Genomic DNA, 20,921 nt, shown 5'->3' on the forward strand with positions numbered 1-20,921 from the left:
GTGCACTTCCCTTGTGTGTTATACTCCATAATAAAAACTTGCAGCAGCAGGCTGTGAGCAGCGGCGTCAGCCGAATAACGATGTAATCGCTTTAGGAGGGTAACCATGACACGCCGATTTGTCATTGAAGCTGTAATGGTCGCGATCTACGGTGAATTGCTGGCACCTTCCGGACCTGTTGAATATATTGTGCCCTACAATACGATCATGGAATTGTACGAATTCAGCAGCAGCACTGAACCGCTCATGAACGACCCGGACGACGACAGGTACGTCAAAGGCAAAATTAATGAGCTGATTGCTTATATGGAAGAGCCCTTAAACCGGAAACGGATCGATAAAATTTTAATTATGCCATGGGGAAAGACCTCTTCCATCCTGCTTGATGAGCATATTACCTGGACGGTTGTCAACGCCGTTGACAATGAGCAGTACGGAGAATACCTGGACCCAATCGAAACGGAAATCATATTAACTGCCCAAAGAGAGAATGCCCCGATTCTGACTGACCAATTCGAGCTGATCCGCAGAATCATTGAGGCCGAGGTTCCGGTTCAGGTGTTTGACATCCAGGATTTCGAGTTTGCAATGGAACATAACGTGTTCAGCTAGGATAGGCTCTTGCCTGCCGGTACAGCAAAAGCCCGCGCCAGCGCGGGCTTTTCCACTTCTGCCTGATACTCTCCAATGAATGTTACAGCTGTTCTGCCAGTTCGGCTCTGCCTTGTCTGTTTCAGTTGTCCTTATTGAACATACTCATAAACAATATCATCAGCTTCCGCATCATAGCTCACTTTCAAATCATAGCCGTCCAAATACCACAAATCCTGGTCCTCCATATAAAAAAGGATGCCGCCGACCGTCGCGGACAATCCCGGCTTCTTTGGCTCTGCTGTATCAATGCCGAGGGAAAATCCGGGGTGAACATGCCCGCCGGCGCTGTAGCGGGGAAAGAAACGGACCGCCTGCCCCTCCGTGAGTTCCAGTTCTTTCTTGTACCATTCGGCAGCGTCTTGAGCAACATGAATCATGGCGTCTCTCTCCTTCTCAACCAGCCCTTGCTGCTATACTGATCAGGCTGTCTCTTCTAAATCAGGTTCTCTTTCCTTCTTATTTTAGCCTATGAACCTCCTGTTTGCCAAACAGGCCAAATTGATTATAATCGTTTTTTACGTTTGACAAGGTTGAAAAGCCGGTGTTAAGATTCTTGTGTCAGTAACCATTATCAAATATTTCCAGTCGGAAGAAAGGGTGCGCTCGATGTTTATTTATCTCATGAATGATAACCATGATCTGGCTTATCGGACCAAGCAACCAAATATCGAAGCAATCCCGCATGCAAGAGGTTAAGAAAGCCATAGATTACTGCGCTTCCTTTAACCATCACGCCATTACCCGGCTGTATCAGCGGACACGATTGCTTCCAATCGCGCTCCGGCATATGTTTGGTTATTCAGGGACATATCGTCAATGGACGATGTGTCCCTTTATTTATTTCAAGGTCCGGGCCGTGTTAGGCGGCTGCCGGGCCGGAGTATTTGTCCAAGGTGCTGGCGAAAGAGAATTTGGATGAGAACGACTTAATGAGGAGGGTTACACTTCATGTTTTCGGTATTGAAAAATTTAGGCTGGTTCTTCCGCCGGGAGAAGCAGCGCTACACGATCGGGCTTATCCTTCTGATCGGTGTAGGCATTCTGGAGCTTGCTCCCCCACGGCTGCTCGGCAGCGCCATTGACGATATTGTGGGCGGCTCCATCACCTGGCAGTCCCTGACGGCTTATATTTTATCCATATTGGGCCTGCTGGTTCTGATCTATCTGATCACTTACGTTTGGATGCACAAGCTGTTCGGCGGCTCCAACCTGGTGGAGCGGCTGCTTAGAACCCGCTTTATGAACCACCTGCTGCGGATGACTCCGCCGTTCTTTGAACGCAGCCGGACCGGCGACCTGATGGCGCGCGCCACCAACGACCTGCGCTCTGTCGCGCAGACGGCCGGGTTCGGGATGCTCACATTGACGGACTCTACGGCGTTCTTGGCCGTTATTTTTATCGCGATGTCGACGCTGATCAGCTGGAAGCTGACGCTGGCTGCCATTATTCCGCTTCCCTTTATTGCGCTGGCCATGAAGATATACGGCAAGGTCATCCATGAACGCTACACGCTGGCCCAGGACGCCTTCGGCGATATGAACGACCAGGTGCTTGAGTCGGTTGCCGGTGTGCGCGTAATCCGCGCTTATGTGCAGGAACGGAACGACGAGGCCCGGTTTGAGCAGATTACGAATGATGTCTATCAGAAAAATCTTGCGGTAGCCAAAGTAGACGCCTACTTTGAACCGACGATCCGCCTGTTCGTAGGCCTGAGCTATGTTATCAGCTTGACCTACGGCATGTATCTTGTCTTTCACAATGAGCTGACGCTGGGCAGTCTCGTATCCTTTAACATGTATCTCGGGATGATGATCTGGCCGATGTTCGCGATCGGTGAGCTGATCAACATTATGCAGCGCGGCGGCGCTTCGCTGGACCGGGTGAATGAAACACTGAACGTGAAGCCCGACGTCGAGGACATCGCTGCTCCAGTCCATGTGCAAAGTCCGGATTCCATTGCGTTCAGAGACGTCACCTTCCGGTACCCGACGTCAACCCTGAACAATCTGGAGCATGTCCGGCTCGCGCTGAAACGCGGGGAAACACTGGGCATTGTCGGCCGGACCGGAGCCGGCAAATCGACGCTGCTGAAGCAGCTGTTGCACGAATACCCGCTTGGCACGGGTGAACTGCTGGTGTCGGGAGTGCCCATCCAGTCCATTGCCAAGGATGAGCTGCACAGCTGGATCGGCTATGTGCCGCAGGAGCAGATCCTGTTCTCCAAAACCGTCCGGCAGAATATTCAATACGGCCGTCCAGACGCTGATGACGGGCTGATTATGGACGCCATCCGCACCGCCTCCTTCGACGGCGACCTTCATACGCTGTCTGACGGGCTGGATACGCTGGTCGGTGAAAAAGGCGTCGCCCTCTCGGGCGGCCAGAAGCAGCGCGTGTCGCTGGCCCGCGCCTTTATCGCCGATCCGGAGATTCTGATTCTCGACGACGCCTTGTCGGCCGTCGATGCCAGAACCGAAGCCCGGATCATCGAGAACATCCGGAGCAAGCGCTCCGGCAAGACGACCCTGATCGCTACGCACCGGCTCTCCGCCATCGAACACGCCGACCACATCATCGTGCTGGAGAAAGGCCGGATCGCCGAGGAAGGGACACACGAAGAGCTGCTGGCTAAAGGCGGCTGGTACCGCGAGCAGTACGAGCGGCAGCAGGTCGAATCCAACCTGACAGATTAGAGAGGTGTTTACCCCCAATGAAAACAAAGACAGGCAAAGCCTTGTTTAAATACGCATTAACCGCCAAGAAGACTTTTATTCTGGCGCTTATCATGCTGGCGGTCGGCGTGGCGGCCGATCTGGCCGGCCCGTTTATCGCCAGGAACATGATCGACAATCACATGCTGGCGATTGAGAAGTCTTTTTACGAGACCACCCAGGCTTCGGACGAAGCCGTCAGCTATAACGGCCGCTTGTATAAGAGAGGCGACCGTTTTGAACCGGACGAGGCCAAAGGCGCAGAGGTGCATCTTCTGCAGGCCGGCCACCCGTTCTACTTCGTCAGTGCCGCCGTGCCGGACACCTCTGGCGAACGCTCCTATGAGAACGGCGTGCTGACGATTACAAAAGGCGGAGAAAGCGTGCAATATCCAGCCGTGAAGCTGTCCGCCAAAGAGCTGTATGCCTTCTACAAACCGGAGCTCCCGGGCATCCGGACCCTGGTTCTCGCCTACTTCGGCTTCCTTCTCGTCTCCATCGTGATGGAATTCGGCAAGACCTACTGGCTCCAGTCCTCGGCTAACAAAGTCATACAGAAGCTGCGGATCGACGTGTACGGTCATATCCAGAAGCTATCGGTTAACTATTTTGACAATCTGCCGGCCGGCAAGGTTGTATCCCGGGTGACAAACGACACCGAAGCTGTCAAAGATTTGTTTATCGCGGTCTTATCCAACTTCTTCTCGGGGATCATTAATATGCTCGGCGTCTACGTTGCGTTGTTCCTACTGGATTACCGGCTGGGCCTCATCTGCTTGTTCGTCATTCCGGTCATTGTATGCTGGGTTGTGCTGTACCGCAAATTCGCGACCAAATACAACACCATCATCCGCTCCAGACTGAGTGAAATCAATGCCATTATTAATGAATCGATCCAGGGCATGCCTGTGATCCGCGTCTTCAGACGCCAGAAGCAGACGAGCGAAGAGTTTGAAGCCCTGAACGACGACTATATGAAACATCAGAACAAAATGCTCAACCTGAACGCGCTGACCTCCCATAACCTGGTTAACGTAATCCGGAACCTAGCCTTTGCAGTTGTACTCTGGTATTTCGGCGGTTCCTATCTGTCCGGCACAGGTATCGTTTCGCTGGGTGTATTATATGCCTTTGTAGATGTGCTGGGACGCTTATTCCAGCCGATCACCGGCATGGTCAACCAGCTGGCCGCTCTTGATTCCTCCCTCGTATCCGCCGGGCGCGTATTTGAGCTGATGGATGTACCGGGAGTTGACGTAACAGACGGCGGCATGCCGCGCTACAAGGGCGATGTTGAATTTGACCACGTTTCTTTCGCTTACAAGAAGGATTATGTATTGAAAGATATCACTTTCAGCGCGAAGCAGGGTGAAACCGTTGCTCTGGTCGGCCACACCGGCTCGGGAAAAAGCTCGATCATCAACCTGCTGTTCCGGTTCTATGATCCGCAGAAAGGCACGATCCGCATCGACGGCCAGGAGGTGACCACCCTGCCGAAGCAGTGGATCCGCCAACATATGGGCATTGTCCTCCAGGATCCGTACCTGTTCACCGGTACCATTGCCAGCAACGTCAGTCTCGGCGACAGCCGGATCTCCCGTGCAACGGTTGAGAAAGCGCTGAAGGACGTCGGAGCGGACCGCATCCTCGCCCATTTGCCGGGCGGCCTTGATGAGCCTGTCGTGGAAAAAGGCAGCACGCTCTCCGCCGGCGAGCGGCAGCTGATCTCTTTCGCCCGGGCGCTGGCGTTCGATCCGGCCATCCTTATTCTCGATGAGGCGACCGCCAACATCGATACGGAGACGGAAGCGCTGATCCAGTCCGCGCTGGAGGTGCTCAAGAAAGGGCGCACCACGTTTATCATTGCGCACCGCCTGTCAACGATCCGCAGTGCAGACCAGATCCTGGTGCTGCATAAAGGCGAAATCGTGGAACGCGGCAGTCATGACGAGCTGCTTGCTTTAGGCGGCCGCTACTATCAAATGTACCGCCTCCAAGGCGGGCTGACGGATTCACCGGAAGCAGGCGGCGAAGCGGGCGGTGTACCTGCGGCCATGCTGCCGAATTTGTCGTAGTAATTTGGTGAAAATAAAGCATCGGACTCAAGTGTTGATTAAAAAAGTATTGAATAAAAAGGTATTGAATAAAAGGTATTGATTAAAAGAAATCTTTGAATCATAGTATCGTCAGCAGCTGCATATGCGCAAGAAGGCAAGCCAAAGGGGCTTGCCTTCAGTATTTTTAAGATGGGCTGCAGCTTTTTCTATTCCTGTCACTGACACTGCCGTTATGCCCTCCATCGTTTATAATTAAACAGAACTAAGAAAGGGGTGCTGGAATGGACAATATTTTCAAGCAGCAAAGGGAACTGGCTGAGCTTATACAAAAGTATTCCATCAAGGACGGAGTGCACGAAACCCCCATTCCCTCTTTACATATCATTCAAAACTCGAGATTGGCCGAGCCTTCCCACCGGGTTTTTAAACCGTGTTATTGCGTCATTGCACAAGGATTGAAAGAGGTATATCTGGCCCAGGAGCGTTTTGAGTACGGACCTGCCGATTACCTCATTGCCTCTATGGATCTTCCTGTTGTAGGGAAAATTATTAAAGCTGCGCCTGAGCTTCCGTATTTGAGCATCAAACTGGAATTTACACATTCACAGATCCTGGAAATCATCAACGAGGCAAACCTGATCATCAGGCCAAAAGATCAATCAAACCGTGCCCTGTTTGTGGGTCAGATGGAGCCTTTTCTTATGGATGCAACACTTCGACTGGTCAAATTACTTGACCGGCCAAGCGATATTCCCTTTCTTGCTCCATTGATCACAAAAGAAGTGCTGTACGCCCTTCTTCAAAGTCCGTACGGCGCAGTCCTGGGACAAATCGCAATGGAAGGCAGTAACAATTACCGGATCATGGAAACGATTGAACATATCACCCGAAATTTCGATCAACCCCTCCGTGTGGAGGAGCTTGCCGAAACTGCCAATATGAGTATCCCTTCCTTTCATCGGAACTTCAAACAGGTGACCGGCATGAGTCCTATTCAATTTCAAAAGCAGCTCCGGCTGCAGGAAGCACGCCGTCTACTGCTGTCGGAATCCGCTGAAGCATCAGAGGCTGCCTTCCGGGTCGGGTACGAAAGTGCCTCCCAGTTCAGCCGGGAGTATTCCCGTTTGTTCGGTGCTCCTCCCAAATCGGATATCAAGCAGATCAAGGAGATTTACGATACATCCAAAAGTATGGCTTTCCTGGCAGACTGATGATATAAATAGGCAATCATTCAATACAATCAGGATACCGGTCGTCTGCATGTTCGTAGCATAATAGATCTAGGAAGAAGGAATAGCTAAACGATTTAATGGCTAATGTAACTGACGAAAGGGTGAACCAGGGAATGCAAAAGCGCAAATTAGGCAGTGATGGTCTGGAAGTGTCCGCCATTGGTCTCGGTTGTATGGGAATGAGTCATGGTTATGGTCCTGCTTCTGACAAGAAAGAGATGATCGCTCTGATTCATGCAGCCTTCGACCGCGGAGTAACCTTCTTTGATACCGCTGAAGTGTACGGTCCTTATGTGAACGAAGAGCTTGTTGGCGAGGCTCTGGCCCCTCTTAAGGGCAAAGTAGTCATTGCTACAAAATTCGGCATTCAAATGGACAACGGCAAACAAGTGCTTAACAGCAGACCCGAAACCATTAGACAATCCGTTGAAGGGTCGCTCAAACGTCTTCAAGTCGAAACCCTTGATCTTTATTATCAGCATCGCGTTGATCCGCACGTACCCATCGAAGAGGTCGCCGGAGTTGTACAAGACCTAATTCGTGAAGGTAAGGTGAAGCATTGGGGACTCTCCGAAGCCGGAATTGCAACCATTCGCCGGGCTCATGCCGTTCTTCCTCTGACTGCCATCCAAAGTGAGTATTCCATGATGTGGAGAAATCCGGAGGACGAGCTGCTGCCCGTCTTGGAAGAACTCGGGATCGGCTTTGTGCCCTTCAGTCCGCTTGGCAAAGGATTTCTTACCGGAACGATCAATAAAGAATCTACTTTTGATAACTCTGACTTCCGCCATATTGTTCCCCGTTTCCAGCCAGAGAATCTGGAGGCCAACCAAGTATTAATCGATTTAATTGGACAAATAGCTAAAGAAAAAAAAGCAACACCGGCTCAAGTGGCATTGGCTTGGGTACTGGCCCAAAAGCCGTGGATCGTTCCTATTCCGGGTACAAGAAAACGGATGCGGCTTGAAGAAAATTTAGGGGCAGCAGAAGTTAACCTCTCCGCTCTAGAACTCACTGATTTAAATGAAGCTCTCTCTAAAATTGAGATTGCCGGAGATCGTTATCCGGCTGAATATGCAAATCGCGTGGGCAAATAATTTTATTTAGAAAAGGAGAATTCTTATGCAATATGTAACTTTAAACAATGGTGTTAAAATGCCAATCCTTGGCTTCGGTGTTTACCAAATTCAAGATTTGAATCAATGCGAGCAAAGTGTGCTTGATGCCATTTCCGCCGGCTACCGGCTGATTGATACAGCGGCCTCCTACCTTAATGAAGAAGCTGTAGGAAGAGCAATCAAACAAAGCGGCGTGCCGAGAGAAGAACTATTCATTACAACCAAGCTCTGGGTACAGGATACCGGATATGAGCGCACCAAAAAAGCATTCGAGGCTTCGCTGAGAAGACTTCAGCTCGACTATCTGGATTTGTATTTAATCCATCAGCCTTTTGGGGACGTTCACGGCTCTTGGAGAGCCATGGAGGAGCTGTACCGGGAAGGAAAAGTTAAGGCAATCGGCGTCAGCAACTTCCACAGCGACCGCCTGATTGACCTCATTCTTCATAATGAAATTACACCTGCAGTCAATCAGGTCGAAACCCACCCGTTCTGTCAGCAAATTGAATCTGCCCAATTTATGAAGGAGAATCAGGTGCAGATTGAATCCTGGGGTCCTTTTGCGGAAGGCAGAAACAACATGTTCCAGAATGAAGTGCTTACAACCATTGCTGAGAAACATAACAAATCCGTGGCTCAGGTGGTTTTGCGCTGGTTAACTCAAAGGGAAGTGGTTGTCATTCCGAAATCAGTTCGTAAGGAAAGAATCGAGGAGAACTTCAATATCTTTGATTTCCAATTGAGTGAGGAGGATATGAGCTCGATCGCTGCAATGGATACAAAGGAAAGCCTGTTCTTCTCCCATCGGGACCCGGAAATGGTAAAATGGATTGGTACGCGCAAACTTGATATTTAAGTAATGTAGTAATTTCGTGTGGTCATATAGTGTGGTCACTTTAATAAAAATCCCCTAATAAACAGGCTGCCCATGAAAGAAACGGACAGCCTGTTTTGTTCTATTTGGTTGAGCTGCTCAGCTGCTCATAATGCTTCATAGCAGCCTGATGAACCGGATGGTCGGCAGGAATGCCGGTAAAATGAGTTAACGTTTTGCTTACGCCGCTTTCCTTCAGAGACTGCTGAATCTGAACGGCTTCCGGGTCCTCCTGCACATCAAACAGCATCGCTGCAGCCATGGACTTGGCTAAGCCTTCATAAGACAACCCGCGGTCAAAAGCCTGCAGGGCCGGCGACACCAGCCGGTCATTTGGCGAAAGCTTGCGGATTGGCGATCTGCCAATCCGGGCGACCTCATCTTTCAGCGCAGGATTGCGGAAGCGCTGCATGATTTTTTGAATATAAGCTTCATGCTCGGCCGCATCAAAACCGTGCTTGGCAACAAGAACAGCACCGGTTTCTTTGAGCACACTGTAGAGCTCATCTGCAACTCCCGCATCCTCCATAGACTGCTGAATCGTTTCATACCCTTTCAGGTATCCGCGGTAAGCAGCCGAACAGTGGCCGGTATTAACCGTAAACAGCTTGCGCTCAATGTATGGCTCCAGGCGGTCCACATAATGTACGCCTTCAATCTTCTGATAGCCAGGAATCATTTGCGAAGCATCGACAGCCCACTCGAAAAAGGGCTCCACTTCCACCTCCAGCGGATTCTCATGCTGTTGCAGCGGAACAATCCGGTCAACAGCGGCATCCGGGAAGGCCGCGAGTTTGTCCGCTTTCCCGCGGGTTTCCTCATCCAGCAGGGCATACACATGCTCTTTGAGCTGGGTGCTGCCGCCAATCGCATTTTCACAGGCAATGATATGAAGCGGAGCTGGAGAACCTGCCTTCAGCCGTTCCTTCAGCCCGGCAGCGATCGTTGGGGCGATATGCTTAAGAATATTAACGCCGACCGCAGTGGTTACAATATCCGCCTCCGCTACAGCCTGAACCGCCGCCTCTGCTTCTGCTGCGCTGTTTATTCCGGTGACGTTGCGGACGATGAGGGTTTCCCGCTGCTCACCCGCGAGCACCACCGGATATTCACCTTGTTCCTTCAAATGATTCACAAGCGTTTCATTCACATCCAGAAAAGTCACTTGATAACCTGCCTGAGACAGCAGCAATCCGATAAACCCGCGGCCGATATTCCCTGCTCCAAAATGTACAGCTTTCATTAGTCTTCAAGGCCTCCTTCAAAAATCGCCATAATTGCCTCTTCCGTCGGCGCATTCATGACCATTTCCAAGCTTTCATCCTCGCTGAAGATCATGGCCACGTTGGTCAGAATCTGCATATGGTCGCCGCCGGCGCCCGCAATGCCGATTACGACGAACGCAGGTTCATCTCCTCCGAAATCCACGCCTTCCGGGAAGCGGACGATCGACAAACCCGTTGAATGAATCACGTCCTTGCCTTCTTTGGTGCCGTGCGGAATGGCAAGCCCATTGCCCATGTAAGTGGAGACAATATTTTCCCGTTCGATCATATGGTCAACATAAACCGGCTCGACATGACCCGCCTTAACAAGCAGCTCTCCGGCAATCCGGATCGCTTCAACTTTATCAGCAGCAGTTGCAGACAATAGAATTTTATCTTTTGACAGTATACTCATGGTAAACTCCACCTTTTCTCTATATTTTATTCTTAAAATACCCCATCAGCTCTGAGGATAGAAACTGCTTCACCTCTTGTTCACTGCCTTGCTCCATCAACCGGATCAGCTCCGGCCAAAGCAGGAGGGCGCTGATTTCACTCAGCACCTCGAGCGATTCCTTCGGCAGCTCCCAAGGGGCAAGCATAATCAGAATAACGGTGATGTCCGTTTGCTGATCCATTTTTACTGGCTGACTAAGGCGGTACAGCGATAACGAAGGCTGCAAAATGTCGGTGCTCCGCGTATGGAACAGCGCCAGCGAGCTATCAGGGATGACCAGACTTCCCAACAGATCCCGCTCAATCAAGAGATTTGTGATCTTCTCCGGATGGATCAGCACAGAAGCCTCGGCCAGAGAGCGGCACGCTTCAAGCAGCACCTGCTCCAGCCCCTTCCCTTTCGTATCAATAGGCTGCAGCCGGAATTGATCAACGATGACCAGAATTTCCGTAAGTATGGTGTGCAGCGATCTGATCCGTCCCACGGCCCAGCCCGGTTCCTCTTCATTTTTGTTGGAGCTCTTAACGGCTGCAGAAGAATCTTCCCCCTGCTTCAGGGTTGTATTCTTGATGTAGTCGATTAACCGCTCGATGTCCTCTCTGGTAAGCAGGGGACTCAGGCGGATATAACGGGTCTGGGGAAGCGGAAGATCAATGGTTGAAATAATCAGATCGTAATCTTCCTCCGGGATTCTGGCGGCTTCATACCAGGAGCTGTTCCGGATCACTTTGATCTGCGGAATTTCTTTGGCCAGCCTGGTCGCAAGCAGTTTAGCCGAGCCGATTCCGCTGCTGCAGACCAGAATCGCCCGGACATCACGCTGCAGCCGCTTTAGCCTTTCGATCGAAGCCCCAAAGTGCATCACCAGAAAGCCGATTTCTTCATCAGGCACTTCCAGCGCGGACTCCATTTCCATTACCGCTTCCTTGACCGACTGGAACAGCGGTTCATAATCCTTGCGGATCGAGGTTAACAGAGGATTGCGGATCCGCGATCCTTCCCTTAACCGTTTTAATGCGGGATCAATATGCTGCAGCAGCCCTTCCCTGAGCGATTTGTCGCCCTGGAGCGGATACCCGGTCTTCTGGGCAACCTTCAGAATCAGCTGGTTCACGATTTCCGTATGCACCAGATCAACCTGGGCCAAATAATTCTGGGTCGCTGAGTCCTCAAGGGCATCAAGCATTAAGGCGATATAGACAATCTCATATTCACAAAAATGAATGTCCAGCAGCTCGGAGAGCTCCTTCACGATGTTTCTGGCATCCTCCACATTTCGGGGCCGAAAACCGTAAAGGCCAGATTCATCATCTGTCTCCGTGATCCGTTTGTTCTGAATAATCCTTGAAACGGTGACGGATAAAGAAAGCAGCAGATGCGTGTAGGCCTTCTCACTCAGCTCATCCAGCCATTCTGAGCCCTTATTCCACAGAGCGCTTTCCACGGCCATAAAATAATCCTTACCGGCGATTTTCAGCAGCCGCTGCAGAAGAGGGGGCTGATTCTCAGTCGCTCCAAGCAGATCGGAAGGATCAAGATTTTCCTCCGCCAATTGGCAGATTGCCCTCCGTTTATTCTCTTCACGTCCTTCAATTTCAACTCCATAACCACGCCTGCGGATCAGCTCCAGCCGGAATCTGCCGATCCAGGGTTCAAGCTCGTTAAGATCATTCGAAACCGTCGGTACCGTCACTCTCAGGGAATGGGCAAGCGCAAACAGCTTCACCGGCTCATCCGCCTGCAGGAGAGACAGAAGAATATATAGCTTTCGTTCTTCACCCGAATATTCGGCTGGCCTTTCTTCTTTGAGCGCGGCAGACAATTTATTCATGGACTCGGATGAGCCTTCAAGCTCAATGCCTTTGCCGGATTTCTTCTTGAGCCGGAGATCGAATGCCTCCAAGTAGGACTCGATCCCATCCATTTCCCGGTGGACGGTTCTGACACTCACCTGGGCTTCTTCCGCGATTTCGGCAGCAGTGGTCTCTTCTTTCCTATCCAGCAGGAAGGTAAGGATTTGCCTTTGCCTAGCGGTGAGTCTGTTCACTCCGCACCTCCCTTGAGAAAGGAGAATAACGCCGGCTGGCGCCGGCGCTTTCTCATTCTCTATTTTTACCCTTACTATATCTTACCCTTTGAGGCGGTCGACAAGCTTGTCATATTCAGGGCTCTTCAAGAAATTATCAATAGAGATGTGCTCGGCTGTAGGAATTTTACCTTTGGCGCGGTCTGTCAAAGTCTTCTGCGTGATGACGATATCCGCATCGGACGGAATCTCACTAATTGCAGAGTTGACGACCGTTACATTAACGTTAGCCTGCTGCATCTTCTTTCTCAGCACCGAAGCACCCATTGCACTCGAACCCATACCTGCATCGCAGGCAAATACAATTTTGTGAACATCTTCAGGTTTCAGTTGAACGGCTGCATCGCTGATTGCTTGATCTGCGCCAGTAACTGCTGCAGCTGTTTTGGTCATTCCTGCTGCTTTCATGTCTTTCATTTTTGCTGCTGCTTCTTCAATGCTTTCTTCTTCTTTCTGTTTCGAAGTTTTAAGGAGCAGTACAGACAGAAGGAACGAAACCACCGCGGCGACGATTACACCGGCGAGCATTGCGAAGTAACCGCCTTTTGGCGTTACCAGGAAGTAAGCGATGATACTGCCTGGAGAAGCTGGGCCTGTAAGACCTGCGCCAAGCAATTGGAACATGAACGTACCGGATACGCCGCCGGCCATAACAGCCAGAATCAGGCGAGGGTTCATCAGAATGTAAGGGAAATAAATTTCATGAATACCGCCCAGGAAGTGAATGATTACAGCGCCTGGAGCAGACTGTTTCGCGGAACCTCTGCCAACCAAGCAATAGGCCAGCAATACGCCAAGGCCAGGGCCTGGATTGGATTCAAGCATGAACAGAATGGATTTACCTGTACGAACTGATTCTTCAGCCGCAATCGGGCTCAAGATGCCATGGTTGATAGCATTGTTCAAGAACAAGACTTTTGCCGGTTCAATAATAATGTTAACCAGTGGAAGCAGATTTGCGTTCACAAGAGCTTCAACGCCGTTCGCAAGAACGGTTGTCAATCCTTCAACGGCTGGCCCGATACCGGAATACGTTCCCAGCATAATCAAGCCGCCGATGATGCCGATCGAGAAGTTGTTGACCAGCATTTCGAAACCGGCGCGGATTTTGCCTTCAATCGCACGGTCAAACTGCTTCAGAATCCATGCGGCAATCGGACCTACGATCATCGCACCGAGGAACATCGGAATATCGGAACCGATAATAACGCCCATCGTTGCAATCGCACCGATTACGGCACCGCGTTTCCCGTGAATCATTTCACCGCCGGTATAACCGATCAGAAGCGGAAGCAAATATTTGATCGTAGGATCGACCAGCTTTGCCAGATACTCATTAGGAATCCAGCCAGTCGGGATAAAGAGAGCCGTAATCAGGCCCCACGCGATAAAAGCGCCAATGTTTGGCATAACCATACCGCTCAGAAGACGGCCAAACTTTTGAACACCAACCCGTAATCCTCCGGAATTATTTTCAGTAACTGCTGCTGCCATATTGGAGCCTCCCTTTATAACTAATAGGATAATTTGCGAATGTCTTGTTGTCTTATCCTTGACTTAATGGTAATTCAAAGCGCTTTCTTTCTCAATCAAATGAAAATTCGCTTTCGTCATCAATATTGTTGACAGGTTTTAAAAATATTAATAAGCTGTAATTCCCCTTGGCAGATCAGCATTTTCACCTCTTAAGTGCAGCTGCAGCGATCCCCTTCGCACAAAAAAACCGGTCAACGACCTGCTGTTAACAGTCATCAACCGGATTAAAGCAAAGCATGCTGCGCATCATCCAGCTTATGTGCTGACCTCATTGCTGCTTGCTTCATTATCTGTTTATCTAGTTAATAGTTCACCTAAATAACGATTTAAGCTGCGGTCATCGAGCGGCACATTTCTGCGCAGCGCCGGCAGGCTTCAGCACATTGTTGACAGTGATCATGTTCGTGTTTGGCGCACTCTTCCGCACAAGCCTCGCAGGCTTTCGCACACAGCTCGCAGATTTCTGCAGCAAACATCGTATCTCGGGACAGCGCGTCGGCTGCAAACATGCAGATGTCCGCACATTCACGATCCAGCCGAATGCAGTCGCGGAGCATGGCCAGATCGTATTCTTTCAAGCTGGATACATAGCAGTAGTTGCAGGCATTCATGCATTCGAGGCAGGCTTCAATACAGCTGCGGTATTCCTGGTGACTCATTATCATTATGATCTCCTCCTGTCAGGGATTCTCGGATTGTTCTCATCATGAAACGGTAAACCTTATCGTAGTCTAATTACCTTGTTCAATTGATTTTGAAACAAGCAAAGAATGCCTGCCGGCTGCAGATCCAATGAATATGAATAGATACGCGTGCGCTGAATAGTCAGTAAAATCACACAAACCGATGAGCCGATGTATAAGGCTCTAAGGGACTATTTTTCGCGGGAGAGCTCTGTCTTCTCCTCAAGCCTGCGAAGCTTGCATGTCAACTCCTCTTTATTAAAATGCTCGCCAATAAACACTACCACGTCCGGAATATCCCCTTGCGGCGTAATCTTCATAAAGTCAGGTTCCCGATATGCGTATTGGAAAAGGAACCGGCTGCTCGTATCAGAGAAACTGAGGACGCCTTTAGCACGGTATACGTCCCGGGGCAGCCCCGCGATAAAATCCTCGAATTCCTGGCTGTCAACCGGGGAGCTGAGATAATGGGTATAAACCATGACGTGACTATGAGCAGCATGGGGAGCATGGGGAGCATGAGGAGCATGAATAGCATGGGCTGCATGATCAGCATGGCCTGGATGGCCTGGATGCTCTTCATCAGCCGTTGTCTGAGATTCTCCTCGTTCCTGTTCATGATCCGTGTTGTGGTTGTGAGGAGCAGTTTGGGTGTCAGCAGCTGTCTCACTGTTACCCAGCAATGCGGCCAAATCAACCTCGCATTTCACCGCCGGAATTTTTCTGGCATAAGGGTTCGATTTATTTAAAAGCTCCAGCAGCTGCTGCTCCTGGCCGGCCTTTAGCAGATCCGTCTTGTTCATGATCAGAACCGAAGCGCAGCGGATTTGCTCCTGCATGAGCCGGTAGGTCTTTCCCTGCTGGCTCTCGAACAGCTCCATCAGATAGGCTGAATCTACCACGGTAATGACCGGCATGATCTCAAGCTTCATATAGAGAGCTGTTTCGGTTACCGCATCCAGCACCTCCATCGGATTCGCCGCGCCTGTAGCTTCGACTACTATGACATCCGGGTGCTCTTTCTGAATGAGGGAAGCCAGCGTATAGCCCAGATCGCCTCTGCTGGAACAGCAGATGCAGCCCCCGAGCATTTCCTCCATGGGCACCTCCTGCTTCACAAGCAGCCCGTCAAGATTCACTTCTCCCAATTCGTTCATGACAACGGCCGGCTTCATGCCGGCTTGCTGCCAATAATCAATCAGCTTTGACAGCAAGGTTGTTTTACCGCTTCCCAAAAAACCCGACAACAGGTATACCGGGGTTACAAATGTTTCTTCTGCAGCCTGCAATTTCTGGTCCTCCTTAGAAATCTGTACGTTATGACTAGTCTGAAAGCGAGTGTACTATAGCAGCCGGGCGGATGCAACCAAATGGAATTGGGTTTAAGGTATAATAGAATAATAAGATAGAATAATAAGATAGAATATAAAGATAGAGTAAAAAACTGTTATGGAAGGCGAGGTTATCGTTATGAGATCTGTAGATGAACATAAGCAGCAGGCGCCGGCCTCCGTCGCCTGTCAGGTTATTACGGTTTCGGACACACGCTCACCGGACAACGATACAAGCGGAAAGCTCATGATGGAGCTTCTGGAAAACGGCGGATTCAGTGTCGTTGATTACCGGATCGTCAAGGACGATTACGAAGCGCTCCGGAACTTGCTGCATGAGTCCTCCGAGGACAAGAAGATTGAGGCCGTGCTGCTCACCGGCGGCACCGGCATTTCTCCGCGGGACACGACCTATGAAGCGGTGCGAAGCATGCTCAGTCTCGGCAAGGAACTGCCGGGCTTCGGGGAGCTGTTCCGCTATCTGAGCTTTACCGAGGACATTGGCTCTGCCGCCATTCTAAGCCGCGCAATGGCCGGAGTGATCGGCGAAACCGCCATTTTCTCGATGCCCGGCTCCAGCGGTGCTGTTAAGCTCGCCATGGAACGGATTATTTTGCCGGAGCTCCGCCATATTATGCGTGAACTGTACAAAGCCTAAAAGCTTAGCATTCCGGGCCGAACCGGCGGCAGTTTAAAGCTGGTGTCGAATTTATTCAACCATCGTCAAATCTTATCGCCTTCTGCGCTTTCCCGAGAAATAATTTGATCTGGGCGGCGTGTACGAACCAAAGCAAAAGCAAGAGCTGCCGCCCTGGGTTCCAGAACGGCAGCTCTTGTATTTTTATCTGACTCGTATTCTTATCTGGCTACTATTTGTATCGGACTTTGTTTTGTATCGGACTTTGTATTGTATCGGACTTCGATTCTTATCCAGCTTCCTCTGTCCGCATCTCTTCCATCAATTCCGGTCTATTCCATCTATTCCCTTCTATTCCTCATGCTGCTCAAGATAAGCTTCAATCATCGATTGACGCTTGTTCCAGACCTCTTCGCTCAAGCTGACGCGGTAAATTTCCGGATTCAGCTTGCGCAGGTATTCCGGCCAGAACAAGGAGAGCTGTGCCTGATGATATTTTCTGACCTCATCAAGCCCGGGCAGCTCGTATACGAGTTTGCCGTCCACATAAACCGGCTCCAGCATTCTCATTGCATCGAAATTCTTGACGGTCTTCTGCAGCGTAGAATTCAGCAGGTGCTTCAGGCGAAGCTTGTTATTCCGGTCCTCTGAAATGACTTCCGCCGGATAGGTAATATAATCTGCCAGCGCCCTATGATCATTTCGGCTGATCAGACGGTATACTTCTTTCTTGCCAGGCGTGCTGATCTTCTCGGGATTGCCGGAAATTTTAATCGTCGGCACCATCTCGTCGCCTCTTTGCCGCTCAACCAGCTTGTAGACGCCGCCGAGAGCAGGCTGATCCGCTGCCGTAATCAGCTGGGTTCCTACACCCCAGATATCAATCCGCGCGCCTTGGGCCTTCAAGTTAAAGATCGTGTGTTCATCCAGATCGTTTGAGGCCACAATTTTTACATAAGACAAACCGGCATCATCCAGCATCTTACGTGCCTGTATGGACAAATACGCAAGGTCGCCGCTGTCCAGCCGGATGGAGCTCATCCGTTTGCCCTGAGTCTCCAGCCATTTGGCGGTCTTGATCGCGTTAGGTACGCCGCTCTTCAGGGTATCATACGTATCGACCAGGAGCGTTACCTGATCCGGCAGCGCTTTGGCATACAGCTCAAAGGCCTCCTCCTCGGATTCAAAGCCCTGAACCCAGGAATGCGCATGCGTTCCCTTGGTCGGAATGCCAAAATACTCACCCGCCAGCATGTTCGAAGTCGCGTCAAAACCGGCAATATAAGCCGCTCTCGCTCCCCAAATTGCGGCATCGGCCTCCTGGGCACGTCTTGTTCCAAACTCCAGCAGTACGTCATTGGGGGCAACCTGTTTAATCCGTGAGGCTTTCGTTGCAATCAAGGTCTGAAAGTTCATAAAGTTAAGAAGAGCCGTTTCAACGAGCTGCGCCTCCATGATTGTCCCTTCCACGCGGATCAGCGGTTCGTTCGGGAAGACGATCGCCCCTTCTTTCATCGACAGCAGGTTTCCTTGGAAACGGAATTCCTGGAGCATTCTTAAGAATTCAGGCTTATAATTCTCTTCCTGCTTGGCCAAATAGGCTAGATCTTCCTCCGTAAAATGCAGGTTCTCCAAATAGTTAACGATCCGTTCAAGCCCGGCAAACACGGCAAAACCGTTGCCAAACGGCAGCTTGCGGAAATACGCTTCAAACACTGCCTTTCGTAAGTGACTCCCATTCATCCAATGCGCGTACAGCATATTAATTTGATATTTATCCGTATGCAGCGCCAAGCCAGTCGTTTGCATCTCGTTCATTCCTCTCTCTGCCGCGTTCCTCATTTCAGCACTTCGGAGCTGCTTATCACCCTTGCCCCTAAACTCCCTGAAAAATGGCCCAATGCCCACTCATGTCCTGCCGGATTGAAGCTGGCTACGGCGTCCTCGTAAACCGTGATTTTAAACCCTTTATTATAAGCATCTACTGCGGTATGAAGCACACAAATATCCGTGCATACCCCAATCAGGTGGATCTCGCTGACACCTCTTTCTCTAAGCTTAAGCTCGAGATCCGTCCCGCAGAATGCGCTGTATCTTGTCTTGTCCATCCAATAAATGTCTTCTTTATGCTTCTCATAAACCGGCTGAAGCTCACCATACAGCTCTCTTCCCTGCGTCCCTCTGATATTATGCGGGGGAAAAAGCTTTGTTTCCGGATGATACGGATCCCCCTTCTCATGCAGATCCACAGCCATCACGACATATTCGCCTTTACTTGCAAAAGCTTCGGTCAAACGCGCAACAACCGGCGCAATTTGAATACCTGGTTCACCTACCGGCAGACTTCCATCCACGAAATCATTCGTGAAATCAATCACGATTAAAGCATTCATTCACTTCAGCTCCTCTCTCAATAAATGACAGGCTGCTGTGCTTCTCATGCTGTGATTCTCATACTGTTCTTCTGCAAACTGTTCTCCTGCAAACTATTTCATCCCGTTAAGTATAAATACTCAATCGGGGCGTAAAATCTGTGAACCGGTAAAGCTGTGCCGGACGCTGCGAATATTGGTTGGACAGCAGCCTTTTACCGTTCTCGTCAAATACTTCTTCCAGTATACCTTGCCTGCTTCTAGTTGATGTAACCTTACGGATAAAATTCAGCTCCTCAAAATCAGGCACCACAGTCCGTATAACCTGATAGAGCTCGCTCAGTGTAAAATGCGGCGGCAGAAACTGCTTGGCGATCGTCGTCTGCAGCATCTGCTCCTGAATCCGCTGGTAAGCATCTTTGATAATCTCCCGATGGTCGAAGGCAAGCTCAAGCTCTTCCAGCGCCTCCTGGATCGTAAACAGGCCGACGGCCTGGGCGTCATCCGCCGCCTTTCGTTTCTCCAGCACCCATTCTTCAACCAGTGAGTAGAAAGCGTGCGAGATAATCCACCCTCTGGGATCGCGCCCCGGCGTACTGTAAACCCCCAAATACTCCAGATGGCCGCCGTCCACTCCCGTTTCCTCTTCCAGCTCCCGGCTTGCCGTCTCATAAAGCGATTCATTTTCCTGGCAAAAGCCTCCCGGCAGCGCATAGGCCCCTGCAAACGGCCAGCTTCTCCGGCGGATCAGCATCACCTTCAGCTCAAACAGCGGCAGCGATTTGGTCGAGGAACGGCGTTCCTGCTTGGTTAAAGTAAACATCACGATATCGGCAGGAACTCCATCCGGTGTGCGGTATTTTTTAGGGTTATAATTGTTGGCTTTATCCTGGTCATCGTTCATTTCCATCACCCACACTGTCGTTTATGTTTATCTTAAGCTTGCTGCTTGGGAAGCCGGAAAGTGGCGGTTGCCACACAGCCAAGCTCTCCCTGCTCGTTACGGATCTCCGCCCGCATAGTCATCGTACGATAGGTTTCATGCACCGGATAAGCGCTGGCGACCAGCCGGCCTGTTCCCATCGCCGTTACAAAGTTAACATTCAGATGGGTAGTCACTCCCTCAACTCCGTTCCGGGCAGCCGAAACCAGGACTCCCATTGCCTGGTCCATTAAGGAGGAGAGCACCCCTCCGTGCACGATCCCCTTGGAGTTCAGGTGATGTTCTTTCACCTCTAGGCCGAGCTCTACACGCGCTGCATCGGCATGCAGCAGCTCCATCCCAAGGAAGCCCCAAAAGGTCTGGTTATTACGGTTCAGCAAATCTGTCCAATCCATTTCTCTGCCTCCTTGCTTATATGAATATCTTCACAGATGTATGTACTTCAAATATTTTATGGGCTGAAGTTTGACCTTGTTCGGATGCATACAGCAAAAAGTGCGGAAGGCTTCCTCCCGCACTTCGCCTGCTGTTAATCACACCGGCTAGGAGGTGCCTCCGTACCGGATTCCACATTGAGCTTCTGAGAAACCGTATCCTGAATCGCGGACACTACAAACTGAAGCAAATAGTTGATATCCGCCTGGCTTTGCTGATATTCGGTCACTAGCGGAATCGCATCGATTTCAGCCTGCAGCTCATCGATTTCCTTCTCAATTCGGGTGACCATATCTTGATTACGCATGCTTTCAAAAGCCACGATTTCTTTCTGCTTCTTCTTCATTTGCGAAATAAGCGATTGAATCCGTTCGTGATTCTCGATCTGCTGCTCAGCCTGTTTAAAGACCCGTACCTCTTCACTTTCACCGATCAGCTCAGCGAGCTCTTTCGATTTCTGCAGGATCTCATTTCTTGCAAACATACGCTGCGGAGCAGAATTCGGCATTCCGCCTTTAGCGTCAGACAT

20 protein-coding genes are annotated in these 20,921 nt (G+C 50.5%); 8 read left to right on the top strand and 12 right to left on the bottom strand.

Going from position 1 to position 20,921, the window contains the following annotated elements; all coding sequences use genetic code 11:
- Window positions 1-105 precede the first annotated feature (105 nt).
- Window positions 106-612: an ADP-heptose synthase gene (locus tag FCN15_RS05105; RefSeq protein ID WP_138493885.1), complete on the top strand. Its 507-nt coding sequence runs from the start codon at window positions 106-108 to the stop codon at window positions 610-612.
- A gap of 131 nt (window positions 613-743) precedes the next feature.
- On the opposite strand, the gene FCN15_RS05110 is transcribed toward FCN15_RS05105, so the two are convergent.
- Window positions 744-1,031, bottom strand: coding sequence for a HesB/YadR/YfhF family protein (locus FCN15_RS05110; RefSeq protein ID WP_138493886.1), 288 nt, complete (start codon window positions 1,029-1,031; stop codon window positions 744-746).
- A gap of 248 nt (window positions 1,032-1,279) precedes the next feature.
- On the opposite strand from FCN15_RS05110, the gene FCN15_RS19115 reads away from it, so the two are divergent.
- From FCN15_RS19115 to FCN15_RS05135, 6 genes are all read left to right on the top strand, one after another.
- Window positions 1,280-1,573, top strand: a complete 294-nt coding sequence (locus tag FCN15_RS19115) for a hypothetical protein (protein ID WP_162515292.1) — start codon at window positions 1,280-1,282, stop codon at window positions 1,571-1,573.
- Between the two features lie 29 nt (window positions 1,574-1,602).
- Complete coding sequence (locus tag FCN15_RS05115; protein ID WP_138493887.1) at window positions 1,603-3,348, top strand: ABC transporter ATP-binding protein; 1,746 nt, start codon at window positions 1,603-1,605, stop codon at window positions 3,346-3,348.
- Window positions 3,349-3,365: 17 nt separating this feature from the next.
- Window positions 3,366-5,441, top strand: coding sequence for an ABC transporter ATP-binding protein (locus FCN15_RS05120; protein ID WP_138493888.1), 2,076 nt, complete (start codon window positions 3,366-3,368; stop codon window positions 5,439-5,441).
- 263 nt (window positions 5,442-5,704) lie between these two features.
- Window positions 5,705-6,634, top strand: coding sequence for an AraC family transcriptional regulator (locus FCN15_RS05125; RefSeq protein WP_138493889.1), 930 nt, complete (start codon window positions 5,705-5,707; stop codon window positions 6,632-6,634).
- A 134-nt stretch (window positions 6,635-6,768) separates the two neighbouring features.
- Window positions 6,769-7,752 (top strand): aldo/keto reductase, encoded by a 984-nt coding sequence (locus FCN15_RS05130; RefSeq protein ID WP_138493890.1) that lies wholly within the window; start codon window positions 6,769-6,771, stop codon window positions 7,750-7,752.
- Window positions 7,753-7,777: 25 nt separating this feature from the next.
- A complete protein-coding gene (locus FCN15_RS05135; protein ID WP_138493891.1) occupies window positions 7,778-8,629 on the top strand; it encodes an aldo/keto reductase in 852 nt (283 codons plus the stop codon).
- Between the two features lie 100 nt (window positions 8,630-8,729).
- On the opposite strand, the gene FCN15_RS05140 is transcribed toward FCN15_RS05135, so the two are convergent.
- The 6 genes from FCN15_RS05140 to FCN15_RS05165 form a co-directional block, all read right to left on the bottom strand.
- A complete protein-coding gene (locus FCN15_RS05140) occupies window positions 8,730-9,890 on the bottom strand; it encodes a mannitol-1-phosphate 5-dehydrogenase (RefSeq protein ID WP_138493892.1) in 1,161 nt (386 codons plus the stop codon).
- Window positions 9,890-10,327: a PTS mannitol transporter subunit IIA gene (locus FCN15_RS05145; RefSeq protein WP_138493893.1), complete on the bottom strand. Its 438-nt coding sequence runs from the start codon at window positions 10,325-10,327 to the stop codon at window positions 9,890-9,892. The genes FCN15_RS05140 and FCN15_RS05145 overlap by 1 nt, the downstream gene beginning before the upstream one ends.
- 19 nt (window positions 10,328-10,346) lie before the next feature.
- Complete coding sequence (locus tag FCN15_RS05150) at window positions 10,347-12,416, bottom strand: BglG family transcription antiterminator (RefSeq protein ID WP_138493894.1); 2,070 nt, start codon at window positions 12,414-12,416, stop codon at window positions 10,347-10,349.
- A gap of 81 nt (window positions 12,417-12,497) precedes the next feature.
- Window positions 12,498-13,949 (bottom strand): PTS mannitol transporter subunit IIBC, encoded by a 1,452-nt coding sequence (locus FCN15_RS05155; RefSeq protein WP_138493895.1) that lies wholly within the window; start codon window positions 13,947-13,949, stop codon window positions 12,498-12,500.
- A 368-nt stretch (window positions 13,950-14,317) separates the two neighbouring features.
- A complete protein-coding gene (locus FCN15_RS05160; RefSeq protein WP_138493896.1) occupies window positions 14,318-14,650 on the bottom strand; it encodes a four-helix bundle copper-binding protein in 333 nt (110 codons plus the stop codon).
- A 215-nt stretch (window positions 14,651-14,865) separates the two neighbouring features.
- Window positions 14,866-15,963 (bottom strand): CobW family GTP-binding protein, encoded by a 1,098-nt coding sequence (locus FCN15_RS05165; RefSeq protein ID WP_238996516.1) that lies wholly within the window; start codon window positions 15,961-15,963, stop codon window positions 14,866-14,868.
- Window positions 15,964-16,144: 181 nt separating this feature from the next.
- Between FCN15_RS05165 and FCN15_RS05170 the strand changes: the two genes are divergently transcribed.
- The gene (locus tag FCN15_RS05170; protein WP_138493897.1) at window positions 16,145-16,663 is read left to right on the top strand and encodes a MogA/MoaB family molybdenum cofactor biosynthesis protein; all 519 of its coding nucleotides are present in this window, start codon (window positions 16,145-16,147) and stop codon (window positions 16,661-16,663) included.
- A gap of 330 nt (window positions 16,664-16,993) precedes the next feature.
- Here FCN15_RS05170 and FCN15_RS05175 read toward each other — a convergent pair whose 3' ends face one another.
- The 5 genes from FCN15_RS05175 to FCN15_RS05195 form a co-directional block, all read right to left on the bottom strand.
- Window positions 16,994-18,451: a nicotinate phosphoribosyltransferase gene (locus FCN15_RS05175; protein WP_138494043.1), complete on the bottom strand. Its 1,458-nt coding sequence runs from the start codon at window positions 18,449-18,451 to the stop codon at window positions 16,994-16,996.
- A 29-nt stretch (window positions 18,452-18,480) separates the two neighbouring features.
- Entirely contained in the window at window positions 18,481-19,035 is a 555-nt protein-coding gene (locus FCN15_RS05180; RefSeq protein ID WP_138493898.1) for a cysteine hydrolase family protein, read from the bottom strand.
- Window positions 19,036-19,141: 106 nt separating this feature from the next.
- Entirely contained in the window at window positions 19,142-19,924 is a 783-nt protein-coding gene (locus tag FCN15_RS05185) for an NUDIX hydrolase (RefSeq protein ID WP_138493899.1), read from the bottom strand.
- A 26-nt stretch (window positions 19,925-19,950) separates the two neighbouring features.
- A complete protein-coding gene (locus FCN15_RS05190) occupies window positions 19,951-20,352 on the bottom strand; it encodes a PaaI family thioesterase (RefSeq protein WP_138493900.1) in 402 nt (133 codons plus the stop codon).
- Window positions 20,353-20,486: 134 nt separating this feature from the next.
- Window positions 20,487-20,900, bottom strand: a complete 414-nt coding sequence (locus FCN15_RS05195; protein ID WP_420819547.1) for a YlbF/YmcA family competence regulator — start codon at window positions 20,898-20,900, stop codon at window positions 20,487-20,489.
- Window positions 20,901-20,921: the final 21 nt, after the last annotated feature.

It is taken from the genome of Paenibacillus pinistramenti (genome assembly GCF_005869875.1).
Classification (GTDB): Bacteria; Bacillota; Bacilli; order Paenibacillales; family Paenibacillaceae; genus Fontibacillus; species Fontibacillus pinistramenti.